Source organism: Micromonospora sp. CPCC 205539 (assembly GCF_036906815.1).
Taxonomy (GTDB): domain Bacteria; phylum Actinomycetota; class Actinomycetes; order Mycobacteriales; family Micromonosporaceae; genus Micromonospora.
The window spans coordinates 28,485-54,557 of the sequence record NZ_JBAKHW010000006.1 but is presented as its reverse complement, the minus strand read 5'-3'; the positions used below and the strand labels follow the sequence as shown (position 1 = coordinate 54,557).

Below are 26,073 nucleotides of genomic sequence, written 5' to 3'. Positions count from 1 at the left end.
CCCACCGAGAAGGAGACACGCGTGCTCACCCTCCCGCACCGCGCTCGCGGCAGCCGCAGACCCGCGCTGACGGCCGGCCTCACCGCCGCCGTACTGGTCCTGTCCACCCTGTTCGCGACACCCGCCCGGGCCGCCGACGCGGTCTACGACCCGATCCCCGAGATGCCGATCCAGTCCCGGCTCGGGCTGGTCCTCAGCGAGTACGCCAGCTTCCCGCAGTCGTACCCCACCCCGGCGCCCACCGATCAGCGGCTCATGCGTACCGCCCGGATCAACACCATCATGGAGCTGCCCGACGGCTCCGGCCGACGCGCGGTGCCCGACCTCAACGGCAGCCTCTACCTGGTCGAGGGCGGTGTGCCGCACGTCTACCTCGACGTGGCGGCGACGTTCGCGCCGCAGTTCTTCTCCGGTCGCGGCCTCGGCCAGGGCTTCGGGTACGTCGCCTTCCACCCGGAGTTCGGCACCAACGGCCGGTTCTACACCATCCACACCGAGCTGGCGTCGGCCGCGACCACCACACCGGACCACACCCAGCCCAACGCCATCTTCCACGGTGTGATCACCGAGTGGACGGCGACCGACCCGGCCGCCGACACCTTCGCCGGCACCCGGCGGGAGGTCCTGCGGATCGGGTTCGCCGGCCAGGTGCACGGCATCCAGGAAATCAACTTCAACCCGACCGCGAAGCGCCACGACGCCGACTACGGCCTGCTGTACCTCGCGGTCGGCGACGGCGGCCAGGGGGCGCGCAACACCGACCCGCAAAACCTGGGCCTGCCGCACGGCAAGCTGCTGCGGATCGACCCCCGGGGCAGCAACGCGACCAACGGGCGGTACGGCATTCCTGCCACGAACCCGTTCGTCGGCCGGGCCGGCGCGCTGGGCGAGATCTACGCCGTGGGTTTCCGCGACCCGCACCGGTTCAGCTGGGACCGGGCCACCGGCCGGATGTACCTCGGGCACATCGGTGAGCACGCCGTCGAGGCGATCTACGAGGTCCGCGCCGGCGACAACTTCGGCTGGAGTGAGCGGGAGGGTTCCTTCGTCTTCGACAAGACGGCCACCAACCCCTGCGACCGGCTGTACCCGCTGCCCGCCGACGACGACCGCTACGGCTACACCTACCCGGTCGCCGCGTACGACCACGACCCCGCCGCCGGCTGGAACTGCACCGACGACGTCGGTGTGGCGGTGGCCGGTGGTTTCGTCTACCGGGGACGTGCCCTGCCGGCCCTGCGGGGCAAGTACGTCTTCGGCGACCTGGTCGACGGCCGCGTGCTCTACACCGAGGCCAACGAGATGCGCCGAGGCCGAGGGCTGGCCGCGATCCACCAGCTCGCCCTCTTCGACGCCGCGGGCAGCCCGGTCCGGATGCGGGACCTCTCCGGGCCCGGCGCGCCGGGCAACCCCGAGCGCGTCGACCTGCGCTTCGGCACCGACGCCGCCGGCGAGCTGTACGTGGTCGCCAAGGCCAACGGCAAGGTCTGGAAGGTCACCGGCACCCGGGTCTTCGCCAGCGGCGACGTCGGGCACACCACCCTGCGCCGCACCGCGGGGGCAGCGAACTGGGCGCCGGTCACCCCGGCCAAGTGGCAGTTCACCCGCGACGAGGTGATCCTCGCCGAGGCGGGCGAGAGCCGGCCCGGGCCGCGCCGGCCCTTCGAGTACGCCGTGCTGACCGCCGGCCCGACCTGGTCGTCGGTCGAGGTCGAGGCACGGGTACGGCTCGACACACCGGTGGAGGTCACCAACCGCGACGTGATCATCGTCTTCGGCTGGCGCTCGGACACCGAGTTCTACTACGCGCACCTCTCCACCGACAACACGATCTATCCGCACAACGGCATCTTCAAGGTCAACAACGCCGACCGGGAACGCATCGACCACCAGTGGAACGGCCGGTCGCGCGGTGCCAACCCGGCGATCACCGACGCCGACTTCCACCGGGTGCGGGTCGTGCATCTCCCGGCCACCGGCGAGATCGCCGTGTACGTCGACGGCCACAAGGACCCGCTGCTGACCGCGGAAGACACCACCTTCGGCTCGGGACGGGTGGGCTTCGGCTCGTTCGACAACATCGGTCGGGCACGGGGCCTCACCGTCACGGGCACGCCGGCCTGAGGCTCGTCACGGGTGGGGACGGTGGCGTCCGTGCCGCCGTCCCCACCGTTCCTGCTCGAGTCCGGCGTGCCCGGCCCGGCGGCGCCATCCGGTTCCTAGGATCGTTGTCATGCCGCAGATCGTCGAGTTGTTGGCCTCGCCCGTGCACCGCTTCGTGGGCCGGCCCGCCGACGGCCCGGCGCCAGCGCCGCCCGGTGAGCTGGTCGACGTGGTTCAGGTCCGGGCCGGCCTCGGCATCGTCGGCGATCGGTACTTCGGCAAGCCCGCACACCGCGACGCCAGCGTGACGGTCATCGCGCAGGAGTCGCTGCCCGCCGGCATCGGCCTGGCGCAGGTGCGGCGCAACGTCCTCACCACCGGCATCGCGGTGGACGAGCTGATCGGCCGGGTGCTGGTGCTGGACACGGGCGACGGCCCGGTCAGCCTGCGGGTCAACCGGGCGGCCCGCCCGTGCGCGTGGATGGACGTCACCGTCGGCCCGGGGGCGTGGAAGGCGTTACGCACGACGGGTGGCGTCCGCTGCACGCCGCTCAACGACGGCCTCCTGCGCATCGGGCCGGTCGATACCACTGTGACCGGTCGGCCAGGTGGGTGAAGTCGTGGAACCCGTCGGTTAGGCTCGGCCCGCACGGCCTTGGGGAGGGCGCATGGCAGCGGATCCGGTCAGCGGCGAGTTCACCCGCATGTTGGACGCGACGATGCAGGCGTTGGGGGCGCTCAGCCCACCGGCCGCCGATGATGACGGCGCGCCGGCCGAGCCGCCGGCCGGCGAGGCCGCGGACGGTCAGGTCCGCGCCGAAATGGGTACGGACGGTCGGCTGCGATCCCTCTGGGTGGAGCCTCGGCTGATGCGGCTCGGTTCGGAGGAGCTGACCGAGCACATCACCACCGCCGTCAACGCGGCGATCGACGCGATGCGGGGTGCGGCGACACCGCCGCAGGTCGGTGACCTGTCCCAGTTGCGGGAGCAGTTGGCGCAGGTCCGAGACACGGCGGTGCCGCGGATGGGGTCGTTCCTGCAGGCGCTGACCGACGCGCAGGAGCGGATGGCCGGGGGTGATCGGCGATGAGCGGCAACGGCTTCGAGGTGCTGCCGCAGTCGTTACGCGATGCCGGGCAGAGCGTCGGCGACGTGGCCCGCCGGTTCCTCACCGACCTCGACGGCTTCCAGTCGCAGATGGACGGTTACGGCGAGCCGTGGGGCGCCGACGACATCGGCTCGTTGATCGGGGTCGCCTACACCGAGGTCGCCGCGTACGTCTTCGACTGCCTGGGGATCGCGGGGGAGGAGCTCGACTCCGCCGGCGGCGATCTCGGCGGTATGGCCGACGCGTACGACCTGGTCGACGAGGACGGCGCGGGCTCGATGCGCTCGCTGGCCGGCGGGCTGGGGTAGCGCGATGGGTTTGCAGCTGCCGGGTGAGCTGGTCACCGCCCTGAGTTGGATCGGGTACACCTGGCCGGAGGGCGACGAGGAGAAGCTCTTCGAGATGGGTCAGGCGTGGATCGAGTTCGCCGGGCGGGTCGGTGCCACGGCTGGCGAGGCCGACGCCGGTGCGGCCCAGGTGTGGTCGCAGAACATCGGCCCGGCCGTGCAGGCGTTCCAGGGGTGGTGGACCGGTGAGCAGAACGGGCCGCTGGTGCTGCGCGACGGCGCTCAGGCGGCCATCATCCTCGGTGCCGGTCTGATCATCTGCGCGGTCATCGTCCTGGCGTTGAAGATCCAGGTGATCGTGCAGTTGGCCATCCTCGCGTTCGAGGTCGCCCAGGCCATCGTGACCGCGGTGGCCACCTTCGGGGCCTCGCTGGCCGAGATCCCGATCTTCCAGATGATCACCCGGGAGATCGTCGGTCTGCTGATCGACCAGGTCATCGGGCAGTTGCTCGATGCCTAGCAGACCGAGGCGTAGCCGTGACGCGGCCGCCAAGCCGGCCGGCAAGATCGTCCGCAAGGCCGCGGAGAAGCTCGACCCGCCGAAGGTGCGGGTCACCGGGCCGGACCACAGCCTGCCGACGAAGGTGATCCGGGTCCAGCGCAAGGACATCCACGCCACCGCGCAGTTCCGGCGAAAGATGGCGGCACTCAAGAAACTGAGCGACGAGGGCAAGCTGTACAAGGCCACCAACCCGGTCGAGCGGGACACCAACCTCACCGACAGCTTCAAGGAGCGGATCCGGCAGAGGATCTGGGACAAGTACTGGCCGCACGACAAGGACCTGGCCAACCGGCTCAGTGAGCGGCTCAGCAGCTATCACCCGGACCACGTCTGGGAACTCCAGCTCGGCGGGCCGGACACCCTCGACAACATCAAGCTGCTGCATGGTAAAACCAACACGGACATCGGCCTGCACCAGATCTGGCCGCAGATCAGAAGCCTGCCGGACGGCACGCCGATCCGAATAGAGGTGGTGGATTGACCCCCGAGCTGCGCCAGCTCATCGAGGAGCTGCGGGCCGACCTGGCCGAGGACCAGCCGGCCAGCCTCGGGTACGCCCAGTTCGGCGACGGCGCGGCCACCGACGCCGTGCCGGCGGATCTGCCGGCCGACCTACGGGATCTCCTGCTGGTGGTCAACGGGCTCCGCGCCGGGCGGTTCGAGCTGCGGTCCACGTCGACCCTCGCCAGCATCCAGTACTACCTCGACTACGCACCGGAGTTCTCCCGCATCCCCGCGGATCCGTCGGGCTGGCTGGTGATCGGCACCCGCAGCGACGAGCCGATCTTCATGGATCGCGGCACCGGCGCCATCTGGTATTTCCCGCCGACCAACACCGAGTGGGCCATGTCGGACACCTTCGAGGAGATCGCCCCCGACGTCGACTCCTTCGTGCACTACTACCTGCTCGGCCCGGGCTACGCCGAGCTGACCCCCGCCGGCGACCGGTGGCACGCGTTCCTCGACGAGCAGGGCCTGCTCGACGACGAAGACGAGGACGACGACGAGACCGACGAGACCGACACGGAGGCTGGGCGGTGACCGTCACCCGCGAGGAGTTGGTCGCGCTGTGGGGTGAGCGGGGAGTCATCTACTTCCCGGACCAGCGCTTCGACACCGTCCTGGGCCCGCTGGGGCCGGAGACGTTCCCCCCGTACGGCGCGCTGCCGGTCGAGGTGCCGATCCTTTTCACGGTCGACGTGTCGGCCCCCGACGTGCAGCTCTTCTCCACCCTGATGATCGAGGTGGGCGACGGGGGGCCGGGCGCGTACATCGTGCTGGGCAGCTCGCCCGAGGACCCGATGCTGCTGTTCTGCCTGGAGGCGGCGACCGGCGCGGTGCTGCTGCTGGACCTGGAGACGCCCAACCTGGAGACGGTCAACAGCAGCTTCGCGGCGTTCGTGGAGTTCCTCTACCGGTTGGGTCAGCTCATCGCCACCGACCCGGGCGGCCGGGAGCGGGCGGCCCGCGCCGCGCGCATCCGCGTCGACCTGCGGGCGGTCGACCCGGCGGCGTTCGCCGAGCCGGAGTCCTGGTGGAGCCTGGCGCTCGACGAGCTGGAGTCCACGGTCTGAGTCGACCGACCCGCCCGGGCGCTCAGACCGGGCTGATGTGTGCGGCGAGGACTCGCCAGCCGTGCAGGTCGTCGTGGACCCAGGTCCGCGTGTAGCGCAGCCGCGCCGAGAACGGCGCGCCGTCGAACACCCCCGCCACCCTGCCCAGGAAGAACGTCACCCCGGTCGACCCGGCGACGACGAGGTCCAACTCCTCCTCGATCAGCTCCTCGATGACCGAGGTGCGCTCGCGGTGGGCGGTCAGGTCGTCGCCCTTGGTGAACGTGTCGCCGGCCGGGCCGATGGCGATCAGCTGGTCGACGAGCAGCTCGTCGAGGGCATCCACGTCGCCGGCCCGCTGCGCGGCCTGCAGGGTGCGCTCGGCGTCGAGCAACTCCGCCTCGCGTTCGCTGTCCGGCATGGTGCCGCCCTCCCGATCGGGTCTGTCACAGACCCAGTCTGATCCTTACCACCGTCTCCTTGGGCCTGGTCAACACAGCGACCTCGTCGCAGACCTGCTCCACGATCGCCAGCCCTCGACCCCGTACCGCGTCGGCCGCCGGCATGCCGCGGCCGAACGCCCGCGTCGGCCCTCGGTCCACGACGTCGCAGACCAGCTGGTCCGCCTCGGCCCACAGCCGGACGTGACCGCCCCCGGTGGTGTGCTGCAGCGTGTTGGTGGCCAACTCGCTGACGGCCAGCGCCAGCAGCTCCACCCGGTGCGGCGACAGGCCCCGGGCCAGGGCGCGGGTGCTGACGAACGCGCGCAGCGCCCGCAGGTCGTTCGCCACCTGGTACGCCATCGTGTCCGGCATGAGGCAGCAGCACCTCCCCGTAGCGACAGCCGTTGCCGGCACATCATGCCACCCGGCGGTTGGCCCGCCGTCTCGTCCGTTCGGCGGTGATCAAGACCGTCCCGTCCCGTTCCGGAGGGTCCGCTCGGCGGGGAGGCGCGCCGGCTCAGGAGGACGTGTCGAAGACGATGGACTCGCTCAGCTCGCGCCACCGCGCATCCGACGCGGCGAGGCTCTCGGCGGCGGCCGTGGCGCCCGCCACGGCATCGGCGCCGAGCAGCAACCGTGCGGGCGGGTCGTCGACCCCGGTGATCCGGATGATCGCCTGGGCGGCCCGGGCGGGATCGCCCGGCTGGTTGCCGGTGCTCTGGTTCATCCGGTCGACGACCGGCTCGATGACCGGCCGGTACGGCTCACTCATCGGCAGCCTCCGCATCGAGGACCCGGCCCAGTCGGTCCGCAGCGCGCCCGGCTCGACGCTGGTGATCCGGATCCCGAACGCCGCGACCTCCTTGGCGAGCACGGCGGAGAAGCCGACGACGGCCCACTTGGCCGACTGGTACGCGCCCAGACCGGCGCTGGCGACCCGGCTGCCGACGCTGGAGATCTGGATGATGTGCCCGCGCCCCTGCTCCCGCATGATCGGCAGGACGGCCCGGGTCAGGTTGACCGTCCCGAAGAAGTTGGCCTCGATCTGGGCCCGGAAGTCGTCCTCCGCGATGTCCTCGATCGCGGCGACGTCGGCGTACCCGGCGTTGTTGACCAGGACGTCCAGACTCCCGAACGCGTCCACGGCAGTGCGTACGGCGACGCGGGCGGCGGCGGGGTCGGTGACGTCGAGGGCCACCGCGCGGACCTGGTCGCCGTACTGATCGGTCAGGTCGTCGAGCTGCGCCGGCGTACGGGCGGTGGCGACCAACTGGTCCCCACCGGCCAGCACGGCCTCGGCGAGGGCTCGGCCGAGCCCTCGGGAACTGCCGGTGATGAGCCAGACTCGCGACACGTCGTCTCCTCCTGTAGACCCGATCGGCCGGTAGGTCGTTACGGACGGATGTCGAGGGCACCGATCAGGTCGTCACGCAGCGTGAACCGGTACCGCAGCTCGATGGGGCTGCCCGGGAAGCTGCCCGACACCCGCGTGCGGACCAGGTACGAGTCGCCTGCCTGAGCCGTGGCCGCCAGCGGTTCCGCCGTGTACGAGGAGGCGGCCATCGTGCGCTGCCGCCAGGCGCGGATCGAGGCCCGCCCGTCGTACAGCCGGTCCTCGTCCGCGACGCTCGCGGTGTCCGCGAAGCAGGCCACGAACGCGTCCAGGTCATCGTCGTCCATGGCCTGGAAGTACCGGTCGATCACCTCGGGCAGGTCGACCGCCATCTGCTCCTCCTGCGGCGCGGGCCGCCGTCGGGCAGCCGTCGAGTTCCCCGTCCGATTTCACCGTACGAGACGGGTCGGCAGCGCGCGGAGCAACGGGAGAACGGGCATCCGCCCCAGGTCCCGGGTTTGTCGCCGGTGGGCCCGGGTAGCCACGCTTCTCCAAGGAGAAGGGCGGGCGCATGGCCGAGCTGACGTTCGTCGACAAGGTGGCGGCGCGGGCGGGTGTCCCGCCCGGCCAGGCGCGCCCGCTGACCGAGGCGGTCCTGCGGACCCTCACCGAGCGGATCAGCAGCGGGGAGGCGGCCGCGCTGGCCCCCCACTTCGCCGACGAGCTGAGCCCGCTGCTGATCAAGGCCGTCGAGGCGCCCGAGCCGTTCGGGTACGACGAGTTCCTGCGGCGGGTGGCGGACCGCGCCGGGACGGACCGGCCGACCGCCGAGCGGGGCATCCGGGCCGTGCTCCAGACGATGCACCGGGTTGTCGGGCACCGGGAGTTCGAGGACGCGCTCGCCCAACTGCCGGCGGACCTGCGGGCGCTGGCCCAGCCGCTGCCGCACGGCCCCTGACCGGCCGCCGCCGGCCGGTGCTGTTCCGCTGACCGGGTGAGGGGCGCGACCTGACCGGTTGGTCGGGCCACGCCCCCACGTCCGACGTCAGCCGGTTACGCCGCTGCTGACCACCCACTTCTGGTGGGCGCCGCCCGCGTACGTGCCGATCTGGATCTGGGTGCCGTTGGCGGTGGCCCCGCCGGCGGCTTCCAGCACCTTGCCCGACTGCGGATTGCGGATCGACCCGTCGGCCTGCGGTTGCCAGACCTGCGCGCCGGTGCCGTTGCAGGTCCAGAGCTGCACCTTCGTGCCGTTCGCGGTGCCGCCGTTGTCGATGTCCAGGCACTTGCCCAGCACCCGGTACGTGTCGCCGACCCGGGTCCACGTCTGCGCGCCGGTGCCGTTGCAGGTGTAGAGCTGGATCTTCGTGCCGTCGGCGGTGCCGGAGTTGTCGACGTCCAGGCACTTGCCGCCGACGCCGGTGATCGTCCCGCCGGTCGGCGGCGGGGGGCTACCCGGGATGGAGTTCAGCGTGTACCACGCCTCGGTGCTCCAGAGCGACTGGCCGCTGGTGGAGGTGAACGGGCGCGGCGTGCGCAGGTAGACCACCCGACCGGCCTGCCGGCCGGCCACCACGAGGTTGACCTTCTTGCCGTCCGACGAGAGGGTGGCCGAGGTGACGGTCAGCGTCTGCTCGTCGATCTTCGGGCCGCCGTAGCTTGCCGTCGGCTGGTACCGCCACTGCTTGAACGTGTAGTGCGAGGCCAGGTTCGCGGCCGTCTCCGCGGAGACCGGCTGGGTGTACTCCACCTCGAAACCGGTGGTGGTCGCCCGCATGGCCAGCATCTCGAAGGTGGTGGCGGTGTTCGGGGTGAGCTTCTGCAGGCCGTACGACAGCTTGCCGGTCTGGCCCCAGTTGCCGCCCGCGCCGAGCCCGCCGACGTAGATCGCGCCGTCCGGGCCGATGTTGACCTCGGAGACGCCCGCCTCGAGGCCCTGGGTGAGCCGGAACAGGGCGCCCTGGTACTCGCCGTTGACCTTCTCCACGTTCGCCCGCTGCAGGCCACCGTAGGTGACATCGCCGATGACGAACTGACCGGCGTACCGGCCGCTGGTCAGGTAGAGCGGCGTGCTGGGCGAGTTGGCGATCTCGTTCTGCGGCATCCAGAGCACCGGCTGGGTGACCGGGGCGGTGTCGAACGGGCCAGCCGGGTTCATGTAGTGGTTGAAGAACCGGCCCTGCTTGATGTGCACCAGCTTCGACGAGGGCAGCCAGCCGCCCTGGTTGTCGGTGACGAAGATGCCGTTCTCCGGGCCCCAGCCGATGCCGTGCGGGGTCCGCAGACCGCCGGCGACGTAGCTGACCGCCCCGGTGTCCTTGTTGACCTTGAGGGTGGTGCCCCGGTTGGCAGCGGGCTGCGGGTTGGTGGTCGCGCCGCCGGAGTTGATCGACACCGACAGGTTCAGGTAGAAGAAGCCGTCCTGGTAGAGCAGGCCGAATGCGAACTCGTGGAAGTTCCCGCCGTACGGCCAGGTGGCGACGGTGTCGAGGCGGTCAGCCACCTCGTCACCGCTGGTGTCCACCAGCCGGGTCAGCCGCTGCTTCTCGGTCACGTAGACGACCCCGTCGACGATCTTGAGCCCCATCGGCTCCTTGAGGTTGCCGGCGATCTTCTTGGTGGTCACGTTGCCCGGCCCGGTCGTGCCGCCGGTGTTGCCGAGAATCCACACCTCACCGTCCAGGGAGGTGCCGGACTGGTCGCTGCCACCCCAGGTGCAGATGACCAGCCGGCCGTCGGGCAGCCAGTCCATGCCGGTGACCTTCGGCTGGAAGCCGTTGGGCCGCAGGTTGGTCAACGTGTAGCCGGGGTGCACGCTGGTGAGCGGCAGGCCGTCGCCGGGGGAGTCGAAGACGCCCTCGCACTCCTTGCGGCCGGGGGCGGTCACCCGGACCACCCCGGCGTCGGTGCTCAGCGCCGAATTCGGCACGACCACGAAGGACGACGAGCCGGGCGTCTTCCACTCCAGGGTGATCTGCTGACCACCCGCGCGCTCGAAGTGGTCGATGCGCAGCGGGTGCAGCCCTGCGGTCAGCGTGACCGTGCCCTCCTTCGGCGGGGTCGCGCCGTGCAGCCCGTCGTGGTTGATCACCACGGCGTTGTCGATCGACAGCTTGGACCCGTCGTCGCTGCTCAGCCGGAACGCGTAACTGCCGGCCTGGGTGGTGGTGATGTTGCCGAGCACCTGCGAGACGAAGTTGTCCTCGAAGCCGAAGTCCGCCGCGGACGACCAGTTGATCGTGGACATCAGCTTGTCCACGTTCGGGGTCTGCGCGGGCTTGAGCGTACAGATCTCGGAGAGCGGCACCTGCACGTCGAAGACGCGTAGCGTGACGCCCGGTTCCTGCGCGGGGGCGGCGCTGGCCGGGTTGGCCCAGACGCCGCCGGCGAGGACGAGTGCCAACGCACCCAGGACAGGACTGCGGAATCGGCGTAGCAGCCGTGTGCCCATCGTTCCTCCATGAGGGGTAGGAGTGTCCGACGGCCGGCGTGGAGCGGTGGTGGTGGGGCGGCGGCCGCCGGCCCGGCTCCGTAACGTCCTCGACGCCGACGAGTGACGATTCGGAAACACCGGGGTGATGGGCGAGACATTAAGTTGTTTCGATCGGGCTGTCCATGCCTTTGGATCGATGCATCAAAAGTTTCCGATGTCCGTGCGAAAGTTCGCGGGGATACGCGAACAATGCCCGGTGTCTTGGTCGTGCGGGGCCTACCGGCGTCCGCGTTTCGTCGGGCCACCAGCGCGGGTTCCGGGCCGATTGCCGGAGCGCTGAGCCGGGGTACGGGGCGCGCGGGCCGGGGTGCCCGATCGGCGGGCGGGAGTGCCGGCGGCTCGACTCACGGGTCGACGCCGCGCCGCCACCAGCACGATGGCGGCGACCACCACGATGACCAGTGCCGGCACCAGCCAGGGCGGAAGCCCGCCCTCCTTGCGGGTCTGCGAGGCACCGGCCGGCTCGGTCGCCGGGGCGCCGGTCACGGCCCCCGGGACGGGGCTCGCGCCGGCGGCGCCGGGGCTCGCCGACGAGTGGCCCTCGACCAGGGCGAGCAGCGTGGCCGCCGGCCCGTCCGTGGGCGCCGTCCAACCGGCGGGCGCTGCCGTGGTGCGGCCCTGGTAGTCGAAGGTGACGCTGCCGCGTACCGCCTCACCGTCGGAGGCGACGGAGAGGTAACTGGCCGTGTACCGGCCCTTCGCCGGCCAGTGCGCGACGGCCACCATGGCCGGGAAGCCGGTGTGGTACAGCCGCGGCTCGAAGACGCCGTTGACCATGAAGTACTCCTGAACCGGCTTGTCCAGGCGCTTCGGCTCGCCGTACGACCAACCGTTGTCCACCCTGGACCCGCTCGGTCCGGTGACCGTGAAGTGGGCGTTCGAGGCCGGCTTCTCGGTGAAGTACAACCCCACCCGCTCCAGCGGCTCACGCACCACGGTGCCGGTCAACGGAGTGGAGGTCGCCAGTTGGCCGTGCGCCGACGCCGGAGCGGCAGGCAGCAGCAGCGACACCGCCAGCGTCGCGGCCAGCGCCGCCACGGTACGGCTCAGGACGTTACGCGCAGTGACGGGCCTCGATCGCATCCGTTCATGATGGTCATTTCCCCGGCGTGGAACAAGACGTAGAGTTCACCTCCCCGACGATCAACTCGACACCCGCCCCCTCGCGTCGTTCGGAGTTCAGCCGTGCCCGTCCGTCCCCTCGGTGCCCGCCTCCCCGCCGTCCTCGCCACCAGCGTTCTCGCCGCCCTGCTCGCCACCGGTTGCGGGCAGGACGACGACCCCTCCGTGACCCCACCTCCGACCACCGCCGCGCCGACCGCCGCCGCCACCGCGTCGGCGCCGCCGGCCAGCCCCACCCCCAGCGCCGCGGCCAGCACGCCAGCGGTGGACCAGCAGATCACCGTGACGATCACCAAGCGGCAGGTCGCCCCGCCGACCGGGCGGGTCACCGTGGGTAAGGGCGAGCTGGTCCGCATCACGGTCACCTCCGACACGCCCGACGAGCTGCACGTGCACGGGTACGACCTGGGCGTGCGACTGCCGGCGGGCAAGCCCGCGTCGGTCGAGTTCCGCGCCGAGAAGACCGGGCTGTTCGAGGTGGAGACGCACGAGTCCGGGCTGGTGCTGTTCCAGCTCGTCGTCCGCTGACCAGCGCTCCCGCGGTGCTGGCGCACGGCGTCGGTGGCCGGCAGGACCTGCCGATCACCCTGCCGGAACTCGTCGTCGCCGCGGCCCTGACCCTGGTCGTCACCTTCCTCGCGCTGGGCCTGCTCTGGCGCGAGCCACGGCTGGACCGGGATGCCTCCGGCGGCCGGCCGGCGCCCGAGCCGCTGGCCCGACTCGTCGACGCGCCCGCGTTCCGGTGGGTGCTGCGCGGGCTGGGCCTGCTCGCGGCCGGCTGGTTCTGCCTGGGCCTGCTGGCCGGTCCGGACACCCCGGACAATCCGACGGCCGGGGCGCTCTACGTGCTGCTCTGGGTCGGGCTGGTGCCCGCGTCGCTGCTGCTCGGCCCGGTCTGGCGAGCGGTCAACCCGCTGCGTACCGTGCACCTGCTCGCCGCCGTGGCGGTCCGGCGGGACCCGGCGCGCGGCGTCCGCGAGCTGCCGGCCGGTCTCGGGCTCTGGCCGGCTGCCGGCACCCTGTTCTGCTTCGTCTGGCTGGAGCTGGTTGCCCCCGACCGGGCGACCCTGCCGGTCATCACCGCCTGGCTCGCCGGGTACGCCGTGGTCATGCTGGCCGGCGCGGCGGTGTTCGGAGCGGGCTGGTTCGACCGGGCCGACCCGTTCGAGGCGTTCAGCGACCTGGTCGGCCGCCTGGCTCCGGTCGGCCGCGCCGAGGACGGCGTGCTGGTGTGGCGCAATCCGCTCGACGGGATCGCCGGGCTGCGGCCTCGACCCGGGCTGGTCGCCGTGGTGGTCGTGCTGCTCGGCTCGACCATGTTCGACAGTCTCTCCAACGCCCCGGCCTGGCTGCGTTTCGGCCAGGAGAACGGTCTGCCACCGGCGGTGACCGGCAGCGGCGGGCTGATCCTGGTCATCGTCATCGTCGGAGCGGCGTACCTCGCCGCCACCGGTGCCGCGGCCCGGATCGGCCGCGCCGGCTCAGCCGACGACGGCGCGGCCTCGGTCGACCGCGCTGCCTCGGCTCGTCGCCTGCCGGGCGAGATCGCCCACTCGATCGTGCCGATCGCGGTGGGTTATCTCGTGGCGCACTACTACTCGTTGCTGATCCTGGAAGGCCAGCGCACCGTCGCGCTGCTCTCCGACCCCCTGGACACCGGCGCTGACTGGTTCGGCACCGCCGGCTGGCAGCCACACACCGGCCTGGTCACCCCGTCCGGGGTAGCCACCCTCCAGGTCACCGTCATCCTCCTCGGGCACCTGCTCGGCACCCTGCTCGCCCACGACCGCGCACTCCACCTCTTCCCCCGGGGCCGCGCGGTGGCCGGCCAGCTTCCGCTGTTGGCGCTGATGGTCGCGTACACCGTCGCCGGCCTGCTGCTGCTCTACGCCGGCTAGCGCGACCCCGGTCGAGGGCTGTGCGACCCGAGGGCGAGGATGGGGGGCGTGGACTCCGATCTTCAGCGCTACCTCGACGAGCTGGTCGACGCCGCCCGGGACGTGCTCGGTGACGACCTGGTCGGCGCGTACGCGGCCGGCTCGGTGGGGCTCGGTGCCTACCAGCCCGGTCGCAGCGACGTGGACGTCGCACTGGTCAGCGCCGGACCGCTGACCGAGGCCACCAAGCGGGCGCTGGTCCAGCGGTTGCGGCACGAGGCCCTGCCCTGCCCGGCGCGCGGACTGGAACTGGTCGTCTACCAGCGGGCCGTGGCCACCGCCGGCACCCCGGAGCCCGGCTTCGAGGTCGAGCTGAACACCGGCCCCGAGATGTCGTTCCGGCGTACCCTCGACCCGGCCGACCGGCCGGAGGCCGACGGCCGCTTCTGGTACGGGTTGGATCGGAGCATTCTGCACCAGAGTGGACTGCCGCTGTTCGGGCCGCCGGTCGGGGAGGTCTTCGCCGACCTGGCGCCGACCGACCTGCGCCGCCTGCTGATCGAGGCGTTGTCCTGGTGGCTGGCCCTGCCGACGCCACCGGGCGACGAGCCCGCGCCGGGCGCGGAGGATGCGGTGCTCGGTGCCTGCCGTTCCCTGGTCCGCCACCGCGACGGCGTCTGGCTGGCCAAGGTGGCAGCCGGTCAGCGGCTGCTCGACACCGGCGACCGGGCCGACACCGGCGACCGGGCCGACGTGATCCGCCAGGCGGTCGCCGCGCGCCACGGAGGGTCGCCGCCGACGGGTGCGCACGCCCGCGCTTTCCAAGAATGGGTACGCGCCGAAATCGCCGGCCAGCCCGAATAGCGGCCGACGCCCAGACGAGCGACCGGCTTCGCCTAGCGGACCGGGCGGGACTGGAGCGAGGCGAAGAGCAGGTTGAGCCCCTCTGCCATGGTCGGATGGGTGATGATGGCGTCCCGCAGCGCCGTCCACGGCATACCGGCGAGCATCGCCAACTGCACCGAGGTGATCACCTCACCGGCCTCGGCGCCGAGCAGGGCCGCACCGAGGATCTGGTCGGTGCCAGCGTCGACCACCGCCTTCCACATGCCCTCGGTCTGGCGCAGGGTGCGCGCTCGAGGGATCGCGGCGACCGGCAGGTGAGCCACCTGGACGTCGTACCCGGCCCGGCGCGCCTCGGTCTCGGTGAGCCCGACCCGGGCCAGCTCCGGGGTGGTGAAGACGGTGTACGGGATGAGCCGGCCGGTCGTGCTGCGCTGCTCACCCGCCAGATTGGCCCGGATGATCCGGCAATCGTCGAGCGAGGCGTGGGTGAACTGCGGGCTGCCCGCGACGTCCCCGGCCGCCCACGTCCGCTCGGCGCTGGTCCGTAGGTGCTCGTCGACCACCACGAAACCACGGTCACTCAGGCGGACACCGGCGGCGTCCAGGCCGAGCCCTTCGGTGACCGGTGTCCGGCCGGCGGCCACCAGCACCTCGTCCCCGGTCACCAGGCTGCCATCGTCCAGCGTCACCCGGGCCGTGCCGCCGACGGTGCGGTCCACGCGGGCAACCGTCACGCCGACGCGAACGTCGATGCCATCGGCGAGGAGGACCCGCATCAGGGCGTCGCCGACGTCGGGATCCTCCCGGGTGAGCAGCTGGGGGCCACCCTCGATGACCGTGACCGTGCTGCCGAACGAGGCGAACATCTGCGCGAACTCCACCCCGACCGTGCCACCACCGAGCACCACCAGCCGGGCCGGCAGCCGGTCCAGGTGTAGCAGGCTGTCGCTGGTCAGCACCCCGGACTCGGCCATCCCCGGCACGGACGGCAGGTACGGGCGGGTGCCGGTGTTGATCACCACGTCGGCGCCGCGCAGCAGCCGGTCACCGCCGTCGGCCAGCGACACCCGCACGGTCCGGGGACCGACGAACCGTGCCTCACCGATCACGAGGTGCAGACCGGAATCGAGGAACTGCTGCCGGTTGGCGGCCACCATCCCCTCGACCACGTCCTGCTTGTGGGCGCGCAGCAGGTCCAGGTCGACCCGGTGGTCCTCGACCACCAGGCCGAGCTCGGCCGAGCCGCGCAGCAGGCGGGCCGCTCGCGCGCTGGTCACCAGCGCCTTGGTCGGGATGCACGCGACGTTGATGCAGCTACCGCCGATCATGCCGCGTTCGACCATGGCCACCCGTCGACCGGACCGGGCCGCGTCCATGCTCAACGTCTTGCCGGCCTTGCCGCCGCCCACGACGAGCAGGTCGAACTCCTCCGGGCGGTCGGTCACCGGGCGCTCCTCTCGGTCGCCGGGCCAGGCCGGCGGCCGCCGACGGGTGCGCGGCGGCCAGCCCAGCCTGCCAGCTCCGGCGGGGTCACCGACCCGATTCCGCGCAGATCCGCCCCAGCCGTCAGCACCGGACGCCGCTCGGAGGTGCGGAGGGCGGGTGCGACGCCTTTGGAGTTGATGTCCCGGGCGGGTCAGCCGCGCTGGCCCGGTAGATCGCCAAGCGCTGATCGATCGCAGCAGAACGGCCCGGACTCTCGCGTGGGTCCGGGCCGTTTCAGCTCTCCGGTTGACCGACGTACGTTCCGCGCTGCGGCACGTGCGGAGCAGACCATCAGGCACGACGGCCAGTGCCAGACTGCCGGCACGACGGGTGTAGCTCGCTGCGGTGGGCACGGAACCGGCTGGCGACGTACGGAGTGCCCGAGCGTCGTTGAGCGTGCGACCAAGGGCTGACGTTGTACCTGGCTTGCTCCTCCTTCTCCCGGCTGGCCCGAGAGACCAGGCGAAACTATGCCGAGGACACTTGCCTGTTCTTCAACTTCCTGTGGTCGCGCGGTAAGGGCTGGGACCGCGCGACCGCGCTCCAACGGGGCACCGCTTCACGAGCTGCCTACGGCCCTCGACACTCAGGGGCGCATTCGCGTGGGGCACTCGTCGTCCTCTCTAAGTCGAACAACGGCGGGCGCGACACCTGTCGTGCGCGCCTGCCGCATTGTGGCCTTTCAGCCCCGCGGTGCGACCCGGATGCGGTTCCCGTCAGGATCGGCTGCGAGGAAGGTCAGCCCGAACCCCGCATCATGAGGCTCCTGCAGGATCGTGACCCCCTTGGACTGCCACTGCTTGAAGATCGCGTTGACCTCGTCGGGTCCACCGCCGCCGATGGCCAGGCAAACCTCACTGGTACGCGGGACGTCCGGCGACAGATCCTCGAACTGGCCCGACCACACAGCGAGGTCAGCGCCCGGCCCGAGGTCAAAGGTGATGTATCCCGAAGTCTCGAACGAGGGGCTCATGTCAAGGAGGTCGCCGTAGAAACGAGCTGCGGCGGGAGCGTCGTTCACATAGACGATGGACACGACGGATCTGGTCATGGTTGTTCCTCTTCGGTGGTCGTAGGTACGCATCCACCAGCCTGGCCGAAATATGCGCCGTATCGTGGCGCAATTTCTGGAAGTCTTGGTGCGTGACCCCGGACCGCTTCTTCACACTGATGCTGCTGCTCGAATCGAGGGATGGCGCGACCACCCAGGAACTTGCCTCGGCGCTCGGGGTTTCCCTCCGAACCATCACCCGGGACCTGAACTGGCTCCGCGACGCCGGTCTGCCGGTGACCGCACACCGGGGCCGCCTCGGCGGCGTGACCATGCTGCCCAGGTCCGGGCTCGACCTCACGCGACTCACGCCTGGCGAGCGTGATCACCTCTCGCTCGTCGGGCTGGATGAGAAGCAACGCGCGGAGCTCAGCGCATCGGCCGAAAGCCGACGCGCGCTCGCCAAGCTCGCCGCGACACAGTCACGTCGAGTTCACGAGCTCCTGCCGCTCACCGACGTCGTGCACGTGGACAGCCGTCCCTGGCACCAGACACGAGCTTCCGGCCCGACTCCGGCTTCGCTGATCGGCGCAGTGCGGCGAGGTCGCCAGCTACGGATTGAGTACGACAGCCCACGCGAGTCATGCCCACGTGACCTGGTCGTGGATCCCTACGGACTGCTCGCCAAGGCCGGCATCTGGTACCTCGTTGCCGACTGTGCCCGAGTGCCACGGATGTACCGACTCGAACGGATCACCATGTGGAAAGAAGTCGGCCAGCCACGACGGCTCCGCGAGAACCAAACCCTGGCCACCGTCGCTGCAGCGCTCATTGATCAATGGGCACACAACCACGCGGTAGAGGTCAGCGCCACCATCGACCAGACCCAGATCGAGCGAGCGCAACGGATCTTTGGCCTACAACTCGTCCGGGACCATGAAGAATCCGCCACCGGCCACAAGGTAACAATCCGCTTCCTGCATCTGGAGGACGTGCGAGCATTGCTGCCGTTCGGGAACGCCATCACGGTGCACGGCCCCGCCGAAGCCAGGGCTCACCTCCGCGCCCTCGCCACCAACCTTGCCCACCACTACGCGCCGTCACCAACGTCCTGAACAGCGACACCTAGTTGTCCTCCTCGCGCTGTCGGCTGAGCAGGAGGGCAAGGGTGCCCCCTGACCGCTCGTCATCGACGGCGCTGAAGCAGTAGCGCACGCCAGAACCCGTCGGCAAGCTCGATCGGCCGGATCGCCGCGCAACACGCTGGGACTTGACAGGGAACGTCTCTGCCCACGAGGCGGCTGCACGTACACGATGAGGGCTGAGCGCCGCGGGTGCCGCGGTCACCCGAAGCCCCACCAGGCGACCCGGCCCGGGCCGGGCCAGCGGTTGGGGGTCAGCTGCGGACGGTGCCGTTCTCGGAGACCGGCTGACCGAACGCCAGGAACGGAACGGGCGTCGGGTCGGCGGAGCGAGCGGGCTGCAGCACCGGGGGCAGGTCGGTGTCGTCGGTCAGGCCTCCCGCAGGGACCGAACGGTCGTCGGACGGAGCCGGGCCCTGCGCGGGGGCCGACGTGTCGGCGGCCGGAAGGCCATCGCTGGGCCGGTCCACACCGGGCCGGTCAGTGTCAGGTCGGTCGATTTTGATCAGGTCGACGCCGGACCGGTCGGCGTTGGACCGAGTGCCCACCATCGGATACTCGGCGGTCTCCGGACCGCCGGCGGCGGCGGCCATCACGGCGGCAGCGGCCAGGTCGGCCACCCGCTTGGCCTCTCGCTGCACCCGGGCACGAACGTCCTTGGCGTGCCGCTCGGCTAGATCCCCGGCACGCCGGGCCTCATCGAGCCGTGCGCTCTCGGCGGTGAGGTCTCGACGAACCTCGGTCAACCGCTGCTGCATCCGGGACAGCTCGTTCTCCAGGCTCTCGCCCTCCTGGCGGATCTCGGCGAGCTGCTGGCTGGCGGTCTCCAGCTCGGAGTGCAGTTGGGTCGACTCCTGCTGGCGCTCCTCGATCTCCTCCTGCAGAGCGGCGAGCTGCTCCTGGTGGCTGGCGGCCTGCTCGTCGGCCCGGTTGCGCAGCTCGGTCACGTGCTGCTGCGCCTCGGCCAGCAGCGCGGCGATCTGCTGCTCGGTCTCACCACGCTGCTCGTCGAGCATCTGCTCGGCGGCTGCCCGCTGCTCGGCGATCTCCTGCTCGGTGGCGGCCCGGCGCTCGTTGACCTCGCGTTCCACCCCAGCCTGCCACTGGGCCATCTCTTGCTGGGCCTTGGACCGCGCGGCCTGGAGCTCCTGCTGGATCTGGGTGCGGGCGGACTTCATCAGCGCGTCGGCGGCGACCCGGGTCTGGTTGAGCTGCTGCGCGCTCTGCTCGGTGATGCGCTTCGCCTCGTGCTGCGCGCGATCGTGCGCGGCTTCACCGTCGGCGCGAATCTGCTCGGCATGCTCGCGGATCGCGGTCAGCTCGGCCTCGGCCATGTTGCGCCGCTCCTCGTGCGCCTGCTCCTGCTCCGCGCGTCGGGAAGCCAGCTCCTCCGCCAGGTCCTGGCGTGCCTGCGCGGCCCGCTCACGGGTGTCGTGCAGAATCCGCTCGGACTCGGTCCGCAGCTCGTTCGCCCGGTCGATGGCCGAGTCGGTGATCAGGGCAGCCTGCTTCTCGGCGAGGGCCATGATTTCGCCGACCATCGGGCCCAGATCGTGGAACGAGGCGCGGTCCACCTGAGCCGGCTGCTCCCGCGCCTCGGCCAGTTCGGTACGCAGGCGCTGCACCTCGCCGGTCAGCTCACGGACCCGGACGGCCGACTGCCCGTGCTCCTTGCTCAGCATCTGCAGCTGACCGTCGAGCTCCTCCAAATGCCGGTCGACCTGGCGTTTGTCGTAGCCGCGCAGGGCGAGCTCGAAGCTCGGCCGCGACGCCGCATCGTCGCGTGCTGCGTGCGGCTCAGCGCCGATGGACATGCACCATCCTCCGTACGAATATCGGGGCGCTTGGGTCGGCGGTCGACCGCCCCGGGCCGTGAGTGTGGCGCAACGCTACCGCCGAGCCAGCGCCGAGCCTAGGCCCTCACACCGCAGCCCACGCAATCCCCCGCCCCGGCGTCTCGCCAGGTCGGGGGAGAGGCCGCGCCGGCCGGTCGCGAGGTGCGCGACCGGCCGGCTTGCCTGGGGTACGGAGTCAGTTCGTCACGGACTGGTTGTAGTCCTTGATGGGGGTTGCCAGCGCCTTTTCCTGCTGCTCCAGTGCGGTGCGCGGGTCGGTGCCGCTGAGCACCGCCGCCTGCATGGCCTGCTCGGCGGCCTTACGCGCCTGCGGCATCGCACCGAGCAGGCAGCCCTGGGTGGCCTTGCTCAGCGGAGTGTTCTGGAGCTGGGTGATCGCGGTCTGGAACTGCGGCCGCTGGGCCACCCACTGCTTGTCGACCTCGGTCTCCAGGGCGCCCTTGCTGATCGGGAAGTACCCGGTCGAGGTGTGCCAGGTGGCCTGCGAGTCCTTGTCGGACAGGAACTTGACGAACTCCCAGGAAGCGCGCTTGTGCGCGTCGTCCTTGCCCTTGCCGACGACCCAGAGCGAGGCGCCGCCGATGATCGGACCGCCCGCGTCGGTAGCGTTGATCTTCGGGTAGTTGCCGGTGGCGATTTCGAACTTGCCCTCGGAGCTCTTCAGGAAGCCGCCCAGCGAGCCGGTCGACTCCAGCGTCATCGCCACCGTGCCGGCGGTGAACGCGTTGTCCGCGGTGGTGGTGTTGCTGTCCAGCTTGGGCGCCAGGCCCTCGTCCACCATCTTCTTCCACCAGGCGAGCAGCTTGACGTGGTCGTCGGTGGCCAGCTTGACGGTGGTGCCCCGGCCGTCGCGGCCGTTGCCCTGGTCGCAGTACTCCTGGTTGCCGGAGGCGGTCCACTGCTCCAGGAACCAGCCGTAGAGCGCGGCACCGAACCCGTACTGGGTGACCCGGCCGTTGGCGTCCTTGACGGTCAACTTGCGGGCCGCCGCAGTGATCTCGTCGAGCGTCTTCGGCGGGTTCGCCGGGTCGAGGCCGGCCTTGGTGAACGCCGTCTTGTTCAGATAGAGCAGCGGCATCGAGGTGTTGAACGGCATCGAGTTCAGCTTGTTGTCGACCGAGTAGTAACCAGCGATGTTCGGCTGGATGTCCGAGGTCGTGGTCTTGTCGACGTCCACGAACGACTGCACCGGCACGGTCGACTTCGAGTCGATCATGAAGCGGGTACCGATGTCGTACACCTGCACCACGTCCGGCGCCTGGCCGCTGTTCAGCGCGGCCTTGTACGCGGACAGCGTGTCGTCGTACGTGTTCTTGAACTGGAGGTCGACCTTCACGCGACCCTTGTTCTTCGCGTTGAACTGGTCGGTGAGCTGCTTGAGCGCTTCGCCGTTCTTGCCGGTCATCGCGTGCCAGAAGCCGATCGACACCTCACCCTTGCCGTCCAGCGCGCTGGCCGCCGGGGCGTCCGTGCCGGTGGTGGCGTCGCTGCTGTTCGCCGTGGCCGAACCGCAGGCCGCAGCGGTGGCCGTGAGAGCGGCGAGCGAGAGCCCGACCGCCACTCGGCGCAAAGTGGTACGCACTGTTTCCTCCTACTACTGGGGTGAGGGAACTACTTGACCGCGCCGGCCGTGAAGCCCCGGACGAGCCAGCGCTGGCCGAAGATGACCAGCAGCAGCGTCGGCACCAACGTGATGGTGATGCCGGCCAGGAGGACGGCGGGACTGCCGCCCTCGTTGTCCTTGAGGGCGAAGACCGCGGTCTGCAGGGTGTTCAGGGAGTTGTTGCTGGACGAGATGATCAAGGGCCAGAAGTACATGTTCCAGCCCTGCAGGAACGACCAGACGGAGATGCCGATCAGCGCCGGCCGGCTCGCCGGCAACAGGATGGTGACCAGGAACCGCAGGTGGCCGCAGCCGTCGATGACGGCGGCCTCGCGCAACTCCCGGGGGAACTGGGCGAACGCCTGCCGCAGCATGAACACGCCGAAGCCGCTGGCCAGGAAGGGCAGCACCAGGCTGAGTCGGTTGTCGTTGATGCCCAGCGACCGGACGAACAGCGCGTTCGGCACCACGATCGACTCGTACGGCACCATGATCGTGGCCAGGAACAGCCAGAAGATCGGCCGGCGTAGCGGGCTGCGCAGGAAGACCAGGGCGTACGCGGCCAGGCACGAGGTGACCAGGTGCCCGAGCATCACGCTCAGCCCGACGAAGAGGGAGTTCAGGAAGGCCGGCGCCAGCGGCACGACCGGCTGCCGCCAGGCGGCCCGGTAGTTCTCCAGGGTCCAGTGCCCGCCGAAGAGTTGGGGCGGCTCGTGCAGCAGCGCGTTCGACGGCAGGAACCCGCCGAGCACGGTGAGCAGTACGGGGAAGAGCAGGACCACCGCGGCGCCGCCGAGCCAGAGGTAGGTCAGGACGGTCGGTACCGGACCGGGTCGGTTCACGCTCCTGCTCACCGGTAGTGCACCCGCCTCTCGAGGACGCCGAACTGCACCACGGCGATCAGTACGCCGATCACCAGCAGCACCAGGCCCTGCGCGCTGGCCAGCCCGAAGTTGCTGTTGTTGTTGTGGAACGCGTTGTCGAAGATGGAATAGACCAGCGTGCGAGTGTGCCCGTTCGGGCCGCCGTCGGTCATGATCTGCACCTGGCCGAGCGCCTGGAGCGCGGCGAGCGTGGTGGTCACCACGGCGAAGAACAGGCTCGGCGAGATCATCGGCAGCACGATGCTCACGAACTGCCGGGGGCCGGTGGCGCCGTCCATCCGGGCCGCTTCCAACACCTCCTCGTCGACGCCGGCCAGGCCGGCGGCGAGCACGAGCAGGTTGAAGCCGGAGACCATCCACACGGTGACCCCGACGACGGTGGCCATCGCCCAGCCCGGCTCGGTGGTCCAGTTCGGCTCGGGAATGCCGAGCAGGCTGAGTGCCCAGTTCACCGGCGACACGCCGGGGTTCAGCATGATCAGCCAGACCACGCTGGCCGCCGAGACCGAGTACGCGAACGGCAGGGCGAAGGCGGTGCGGAAGATCCGCATGCCCGGCAGGCGCTGGGTCATCGGCGCGGCGAGTGCGAGCGGCAGGAGCACGCCGGGCACCACGACCAGCACGGTGAAGAGCAGCGTCTGCCAGAGCACCGTGCCGAACTCCGGCGTGAACAGCTCGTGGAAGTGCGCCAGCCCCACCGACCGGGTCGGGTTGCCGAGGATGTCGTTGCCCCGGGTGGCCAGGTACACCGCCTGGAACAGCGGGAAGATCACGAAGACGCCCAGGCCGGCCAGGCCGGGTAGGACGAAGAGTAGGCCGAGTGCCGTCTCGCGGGCCCGCGCCGGGGCGGCGCTCCGGCCGGGTGGCCGGTCGGTACGCCCGACGGCGGGTCGCGCCGCGAGCAGAGTCGGAGCTGTCACGCCGGCCAGACTGCACAGCCCGCGCGTCCGAGGATGGTCGATCAGGTGGCGATGAGCTGTCGTGGCAATGACATTGCGTTACTCGGCGTCAGCCTCGCGCAGTGCGCCATCGGCATCCGCAGATCGGCCGCTGAGCTGGGAGTGACGACCCGGGCCGCAGCGGCGGCGATGACCCGCGCCGCTGGCGGCGGTCGCGCAGCGTCACCTCGCGCGGGGGAGTGCGGTGGTGCGACGCCGGGCGAGCAGCACCGCGTCGTGCAGGGTGATCTCCCGGCCCTCCGGGTCGGTGCCGGGCCGGGGGCGGGCCTCGGCGGCCAGCACCTCCCAGCGGGCCGGGTCGAGCGACTCGGCCACCTCCTCGCCGGTGTACATCATGTCCGGCAGGTGCATCCGGCGCGCTGACGTCCACAAATCGGACGGGTGGTGTCCGACGATCAGCAGGACGCCGCCCGGAGCCACCGCGGCGGCCAGCCGGGCGAACAGTTCCCGGCGCGGCACCGGGGGCAGATGCATGAACTGCGCGGACACCAGGTCGTACGCCTTCTCGGCTGGCGGCGTCTCGCGCAGGTCGGCGTGCGTCCACTCGATCCGCTCGGCGACGCCGGCGGTTGCGGCGTGCTCGGCGGCCCGGCCCAGCGCGGTGGTGGCGATGTCCACCGCCGTCACCTCCCAGCCGCGTTCGGCCAGCCAGATCGCGTCGGCGCCCTCGCCGCTGCCCACGTCCAGCGCCCGGCCCGGCTTGAGGTCGGCGGCCTCGGTGACCAGTTGCGGGTTCGGCCGGCCGCTCCACACCGCCGGCTTGGACCGGTAACGCTCCTCCCACGCCGGCTCCTCGAAGGCCGTGGCGAGCGTCTGCCGGTACGCGCTCAATGCGACCTCGGTGTCCTCGGCGATCAGATCGGCGTTGATCGCGGCCCCGGCGTTGAGGCCCGCCGCCGCGGCCGAGATCACCTGGCTGCGGATGTCGGCCGCGTTGCCGGCCACCCAGACACCCGGGACGGTCGTCGCCCCGGCGGCGTCGGTCGGGATCTGGGCGCCGATCACGTGGCCGCCCATCGTCACCTCTTCCGGAGCGAGGCCGAGCGCTGTCAGCGCGCTGGCGCGGGGCACGACCCGGGTCGCGACGACCACCGCGTCCAGCGCCACCACCCGGCCCGAGGCGAGGCGGACGCCGGTCAGCGCGTCCCCGCTCACCTCCAGCTGCGTCACCGGGCCCGGCACCACGGCGATGCCCCGGGCGGCGAGCCGCTCGGCCGTCGCTTCGTCCGGCGCCGGGGCGTCGTGCAGCAGGAGCAGCACGTCCGCGCTCCACTGCCGCCACATCTCCGCCTGGTGTACGGCCAGCGGCCCGGTGGCCAGCACACCGATCCGCCGGTCCCGCACCTCCCAGCCGTGGCAGTACGGGCAGTGCAGCAACTCCCGACCCCACCGCTCGGCCAGGCCGGGAACGTCGGGCAACTCGTCGGTCACGCCCGTGGCCACCAGCAGCCGTCGGGCCCGCACGCCCTCGCCCTCGTCGAGGGTGAGCCGGAAACCGTCGCCGTCCCGGGTGATCGCGTCCACCCGGCCGGCCCGGAACTGCCCGCCGTAGCCGCTCACCTCGGCGCGGCCGGCCGCCAGCAACTCGGCCGGCGGCGTGCCGTCACGGGTCAGGTAGTTGTGCACGTGCCCGGCCGGGGCGTTGCGCGGCTCGCCGGAGTCGATCACCAGCACCGACCGCCGCGCCCGGCTCAGGGCCAGCGCCCCGCTCAGCCCGGCGGCGCCGCCGCCGACCACTACCACGTCGTACGTCTCGTTCATCGTTGTTTCCTCCGCTCGTCGCAGCGCCCACCATCCGCCGGGACCGACCAGGCGGCAACTATCCTTGCCGTTATGGCAAACGACGAGAGTGTGGCACTGGCCACCGTCGGCCCCCGGTTGCGTGCGTTGCGGCACCAGCGCGGCACCACCTTGGCCCAGCTCGCCGAGCTGACCGGCATCTCGGTGAGCACCCTGTCCCGGCTGGAATCCGGCGGCCGGCGTCCCACCCTGGAGCTGCTGCTCGCGCTCTCCCGCGCCTACCAGGTGCCTCTGGACGAGCTGGTGGACGCACCGGCCACCGGCGATCCCCGGGTACGCCCCAAGCCCATCATGCGCAACGGGGTGACCTTCCTGCCGCTGACCCGCCGACCGGGCGGCCTGCAGGCGTTCAAGCAGATCCTGCCGCCGAACACGCCCACCGGGGAGACCCAGCAGACCCACGAGGGGTACGAGTGGCTGTACGTGCTCTCCGGCCGGCTGCGCCTTCTGCTCGGCGACCACGACCTGACGCTGGCCCCGGGCGAGGTGGCCGAGTTCGACACCCGCATCCCGCACCGGGTGGTCAACCCGGGCCCGGGGACCACCGAGATCCTCACCCTCTTCGGGCCGCAGGGGGAGCGGCTGCACGTCCGCGCCCGTCCCACCGCGCCGGTGGGTTGATCGG

Annotated in this window: 27 protein-coding genes; 14 read left to right on the top strand and 13 right to left on the bottom strand. The window is 71.1% G+C overall.

Going from position 1 to position 26,073, the window contains the following annotated elements; genetic code table 11:
- Positions 1–21: 21 nt before the first annotated feature.
- The 8 genes from V6V47_RS07645 (at position 22) to V6V47_RS07610 (ending at position 5,635) form a co-directional block, all read left to right on the top strand.
- A complete protein-coding gene (locus V6V47_RS07645; protein ID WP_334627357.1) occupies positions 22–2,124 on the top strand; it encodes a PQQ-dependent sugar dehydrogenase in 2,103 nt (700 codons plus the stop codon).
- Between the two features lie 109 nt (positions 2,125–2,233).
- Complete coding sequence (locus V6V47_RS07640) at positions 2,234–2,719, top strand: molybdenum cofactor biosysynthesis protein (protein WP_334627356.1); 486 nt, start codon at positions 2,234–2,236, stop codon at positions 2,717–2,719.
- 52 nt (positions 2,720–2,771) lie between these two features.
- The gene (locus V6V47_RS07635; RefSeq protein WP_334627355.1) at positions 2,772–3,194 is read left to right on the top strand and encodes a YbaB/EbfC family nucleoid-associated protein; all 423 of its coding nucleotides are present in this window, start codon (positions 2,772–2,774) and stop codon (positions 3,192–3,194) included.
- A complete protein-coding gene (locus V6V47_RS07630) occupies positions 3,191–3,520 on the top strand; it encodes a hypothetical protein (RefSeq protein WP_334627354.1) in 330 nt (109 codons plus the stop codon). The genes V6V47_RS07635 and V6V47_RS07630 overlap by 4 nt, the downstream gene beginning before the upstream one ends.
- Before the next feature lie 4 nt (positions 3,521–3,524).
- The gene (locus V6V47_RS07625; protein ID WP_334627353.1) at positions 3,525–4,019 is read left to right on the top strand and encodes a WXG100-like domain-containing protein; all 495 of its coding nucleotides are present in this window, start codon (positions 3,525–3,527) and stop codon (positions 4,017–4,019) included.
- Complete coding sequence (locus tag V6V47_RS07620; protein ID WP_334627352.1) at positions 4,012–4,542, top strand: endonuclease; 531 nt, start codon at positions 4,012–4,014, stop codon at positions 4,540–4,542. The genes V6V47_RS07625 and V6V47_RS07620 overlap by 8 nt, the downstream gene beginning before the upstream one ends.
- Positions 4,539–5,102 (top strand): SUKH-4 family immunity protein, encoded by a 564-nt coding sequence (locus V6V47_RS07615; RefSeq protein ID WP_334627351.1) that lies wholly within the window; start codon positions 4,539–4,541, stop codon positions 5,100–5,102. Before V6V47_RS07620 ends, V6V47_RS07615 begins: the two co-directional genes overlap by 4 nt.
- On the top strand, positions 5,099–5,635 hold the full coding sequence (locus V6V47_RS07610; RefSeq protein ID WP_334627350.1) for an SUKH-4 family immunity protein: 537 nt from the start codon (positions 5,099–5,101) through the stop codon (positions 5,633–5,635). The genes V6V47_RS07615 and V6V47_RS07610 overlap by 4 nt, the downstream gene beginning before the upstream one ends.
- A 22-nt stretch (positions 5,636–5,657) precedes the next feature.
- Here the strand turns inward: V6V47_RS07610 and V6V47_RS07605 are convergent, their stop codons facing one another.
- The 4 genes from V6V47_RS07605 to V6V47_RS07590 all read right to left on the bottom strand — a co-directional run bounded on the left by V6V47_RS07605 (position 5,658) and on the right by V6V47_RS07590 (position 7,782).
- Positions 5,658–6,035, bottom strand: coding sequence for a nuclear transport factor 2 family protein (locus tag V6V47_RS07605; protein WP_334627349.1), 378 nt, complete (start codon positions 6,033–6,035; stop codon positions 5,658–5,660).
- Between the two features lie 25 nt (positions 6,036–6,060).
- Positions 6,061–6,429 carry an ATP-binding protein gene (locus V6V47_RS07600; protein ID WP_334627348.1) on the bottom strand — a complete coding sequence of 123 codons (369 nt, stop codon included), beginning with the start codon at positions 6,427–6,429 and terminating at the stop codon, positions 6,061–6,063.
- Positions 6,430–6,574: 145 nt separating this feature from the next.
- Positions 6,575–7,411 carry an oxidoreductase gene (locus V6V47_RS07595; protein WP_334627347.1) on the bottom strand — a complete coding sequence of 279 codons (837 nt, stop codon included), beginning with the start codon at positions 7,409–7,411 and terminating at the stop codon, positions 6,575–6,577.
- A 38-nt stretch (positions 7,412–7,449) separates the two neighbouring features.
- Positions 7,450–7,782, bottom strand: a complete 333-nt coding sequence (locus tag V6V47_RS07590) for a nuclear transport factor 2 family protein (protein WP_334627346.1) — start codon at positions 7,780–7,782, stop codon at positions 7,450–7,452.
- Between the two features lie 179 nt (positions 7,783–7,961).
- On the opposite strand from V6V47_RS07590, the gene V6V47_RS07585 reads away from it, so the two are divergent.
- Positions 7,962–8,348 carry a DUF2267 domain-containing protein gene (locus tag V6V47_RS07585; RefSeq protein ID WP_334627345.1) on the top strand — a complete coding sequence of 129 codons (387 nt, stop codon included), beginning with the start codon at positions 7,962–7,964 and terminating at the stop codon, positions 8,346–8,348.
- A gap of 87 nt (positions 8,349–8,435) precedes the next feature.
- Here V6V47_RS07585 and V6V47_RS07580 read toward each other — a convergent pair whose 3' ends face one another.
- Both V6V47_RS07580 and V6V47_RS07575 read right to left on the bottom strand, forming a co-directional pair.
- Positions 8,436–10,841, bottom strand: coding sequence for a ricin-type beta-trefoil lectin domain protein (locus V6V47_RS07580; RefSeq protein ID WP_334627344.1), 2,406 nt, complete (start codon positions 10,839–10,841; stop codon positions 8,436–8,438).
- 258 nt (positions 10,842–11,099) lie between these two features.
- The gene (locus V6V47_RS07575; RefSeq protein WP_334627343.1) at positions 11,100–11,966 is read right to left on the bottom strand and encodes a copper resistance CopC family protein; all 867 of its coding nucleotides are present in this window, start codon (positions 11,964–11,966) and stop codon (positions 11,100–11,102) included.
- A gap of 102 nt (positions 11,967–12,068) precedes the next feature.
- Here V6V47_RS07575 and V6V47_RS07570 point away from each other — a divergent pair, with 102 nt between their 5' ends.
- From V6V47_RS07570 to V6V47_RS07560, 3 genes are read left to right on the top strand one after another with little or no spacing between them, the layout of a single operon-like run.
- Complete coding sequence (locus V6V47_RS07570) at positions 12,069–12,533, top strand: hypothetical protein (RefSeq protein WP_334627342.1); 465 nt, start codon at positions 12,069–12,071, stop codon at positions 12,531–12,533.
- Positions 12,534–12,547: 14 nt separating this feature from the next.
- Positions 12,548–13,903 (top strand): hypothetical protein, encoded by a 1,356-nt coding sequence (locus V6V47_RS07565; RefSeq protein WP_334627341.1) that lies wholly within the window; start codon positions 12,548–12,550, stop codon positions 13,901–13,903.
- Positions 13,904–13,951: 48 nt separating this feature from the next.
- Entirely contained in the window at positions 13,952–14,746 is a 795-nt protein-coding gene (locus V6V47_RS07560; protein ID WP_334627340.1) for a nucleotidyltransferase domain-containing protein, read from the top strand.
- Positions 14,747–14,778: 32 nt separating this feature from the next.
- Here the strand turns inward: V6V47_RS07560 and V6V47_RS07555 are convergent, their stop codons facing one another.
- Both V6V47_RS07555 and V6V47_RS07550 read right to left on the bottom strand, forming a co-directional pair.
- Positions 14,779–16,173, bottom strand: a complete 1,395-nt coding sequence (locus V6V47_RS07555) for a dihydrolipoyl dehydrogenase family protein (protein ID WP_334627339.1) — start codon at positions 16,171–16,173, stop codon at positions 14,779–14,781.
- A gap of 722 nt (positions 16,174–16,895) precedes the next feature.
- Positions 16,896–17,264 (bottom strand): VOC family protein, encoded by a 369-nt coding sequence (locus V6V47_RS07550; RefSeq protein WP_334627338.1) that lies wholly within the window; start codon positions 17,262–17,264, stop codon positions 16,896–16,898.
- Between the two features lie 92 nt (positions 17,265–17,356).
- Between V6V47_RS07550 and V6V47_RS07545 the strand changes: the two genes are divergently transcribed.
- Positions 17,357–18,319, top strand: coding sequence for a helix-turn-helix transcriptional regulator (locus V6V47_RS07545; protein WP_334627337.1), 963 nt, complete (start codon positions 17,357–17,359; stop codon positions 18,317–18,319).
- A 281-nt stretch (positions 18,320–18,600) separates the two neighbouring features.
- On the opposite strand, the gene V6V47_RS07540 is transcribed toward V6V47_RS07545, so the two are convergent.
- The 5 genes from V6V47_RS07540 to V6V47_RS07520 form a co-directional block, all read right to left on the bottom strand.
- A complete protein-coding gene (locus tag V6V47_RS07540) occupies positions 18,601–20,160 on the bottom strand; it encodes a hypothetical protein (RefSeq protein WP_334627336.1) in 1,560 nt (519 codons plus the stop codon).
- A 217-nt stretch (positions 20,161–20,377) separates the two neighbouring features.
- Positions 20,378–21,784 carry an ABC transporter substrate-binding protein gene (locus V6V47_RS07535; RefSeq protein ID WP_334627335.1) on the bottom strand — a complete coding sequence of 469 codons (1,407 nt, stop codon included), beginning with the start codon at positions 21,782–21,784 and terminating at the stop codon, positions 20,378–20,380.
- A 29-nt stretch (positions 21,785–21,813) separates the two neighbouring features.
- Complete coding sequence (locus V6V47_RS07530; RefSeq protein ID WP_334627334.1) at positions 21,814–22,659, bottom strand: carbohydrate ABC transporter permease; 846 nt, start codon at positions 22,657–22,659, stop codon at positions 21,814–21,816.
- On the bottom strand, positions 22,656–23,609 hold the full coding sequence (locus tag V6V47_RS07525) for a carbohydrate ABC transporter permease (RefSeq protein ID WP_334627333.1): 954 nt from the start codon (positions 23,607–23,609) through the stop codon (positions 22,656–22,658). The genes V6V47_RS07530 and V6V47_RS07525 overlap by 4 nt, the downstream gene beginning before the upstream one ends.
- 201 nt (positions 23,610–23,810) lie before the next feature.
- Entirely contained in the window at positions 23,811–25,409 is a 1,599-nt protein-coding gene (locus V6V47_RS07520; protein ID WP_334627332.1) for an FAD-dependent oxidoreductase, read from the bottom strand.
- Positions 25,410–25,481: 72 nt separating this feature from the next.
- On the opposite strand from V6V47_RS07520, the gene V6V47_RS07515 reads away from it, so the two are divergent.
- Positions 25,482–26,069 carry a helix-turn-helix domain-containing protein gene (locus V6V47_RS07515; RefSeq protein WP_334627331.1) on the top strand — a complete coding sequence of 196 codons (588 nt, stop codon included), beginning with the start codon at positions 25,482–25,484 and terminating at the stop codon, positions 26,067–26,069.
- Positions 26,070–26,073 lie beyond the last annotated feature (4 nt).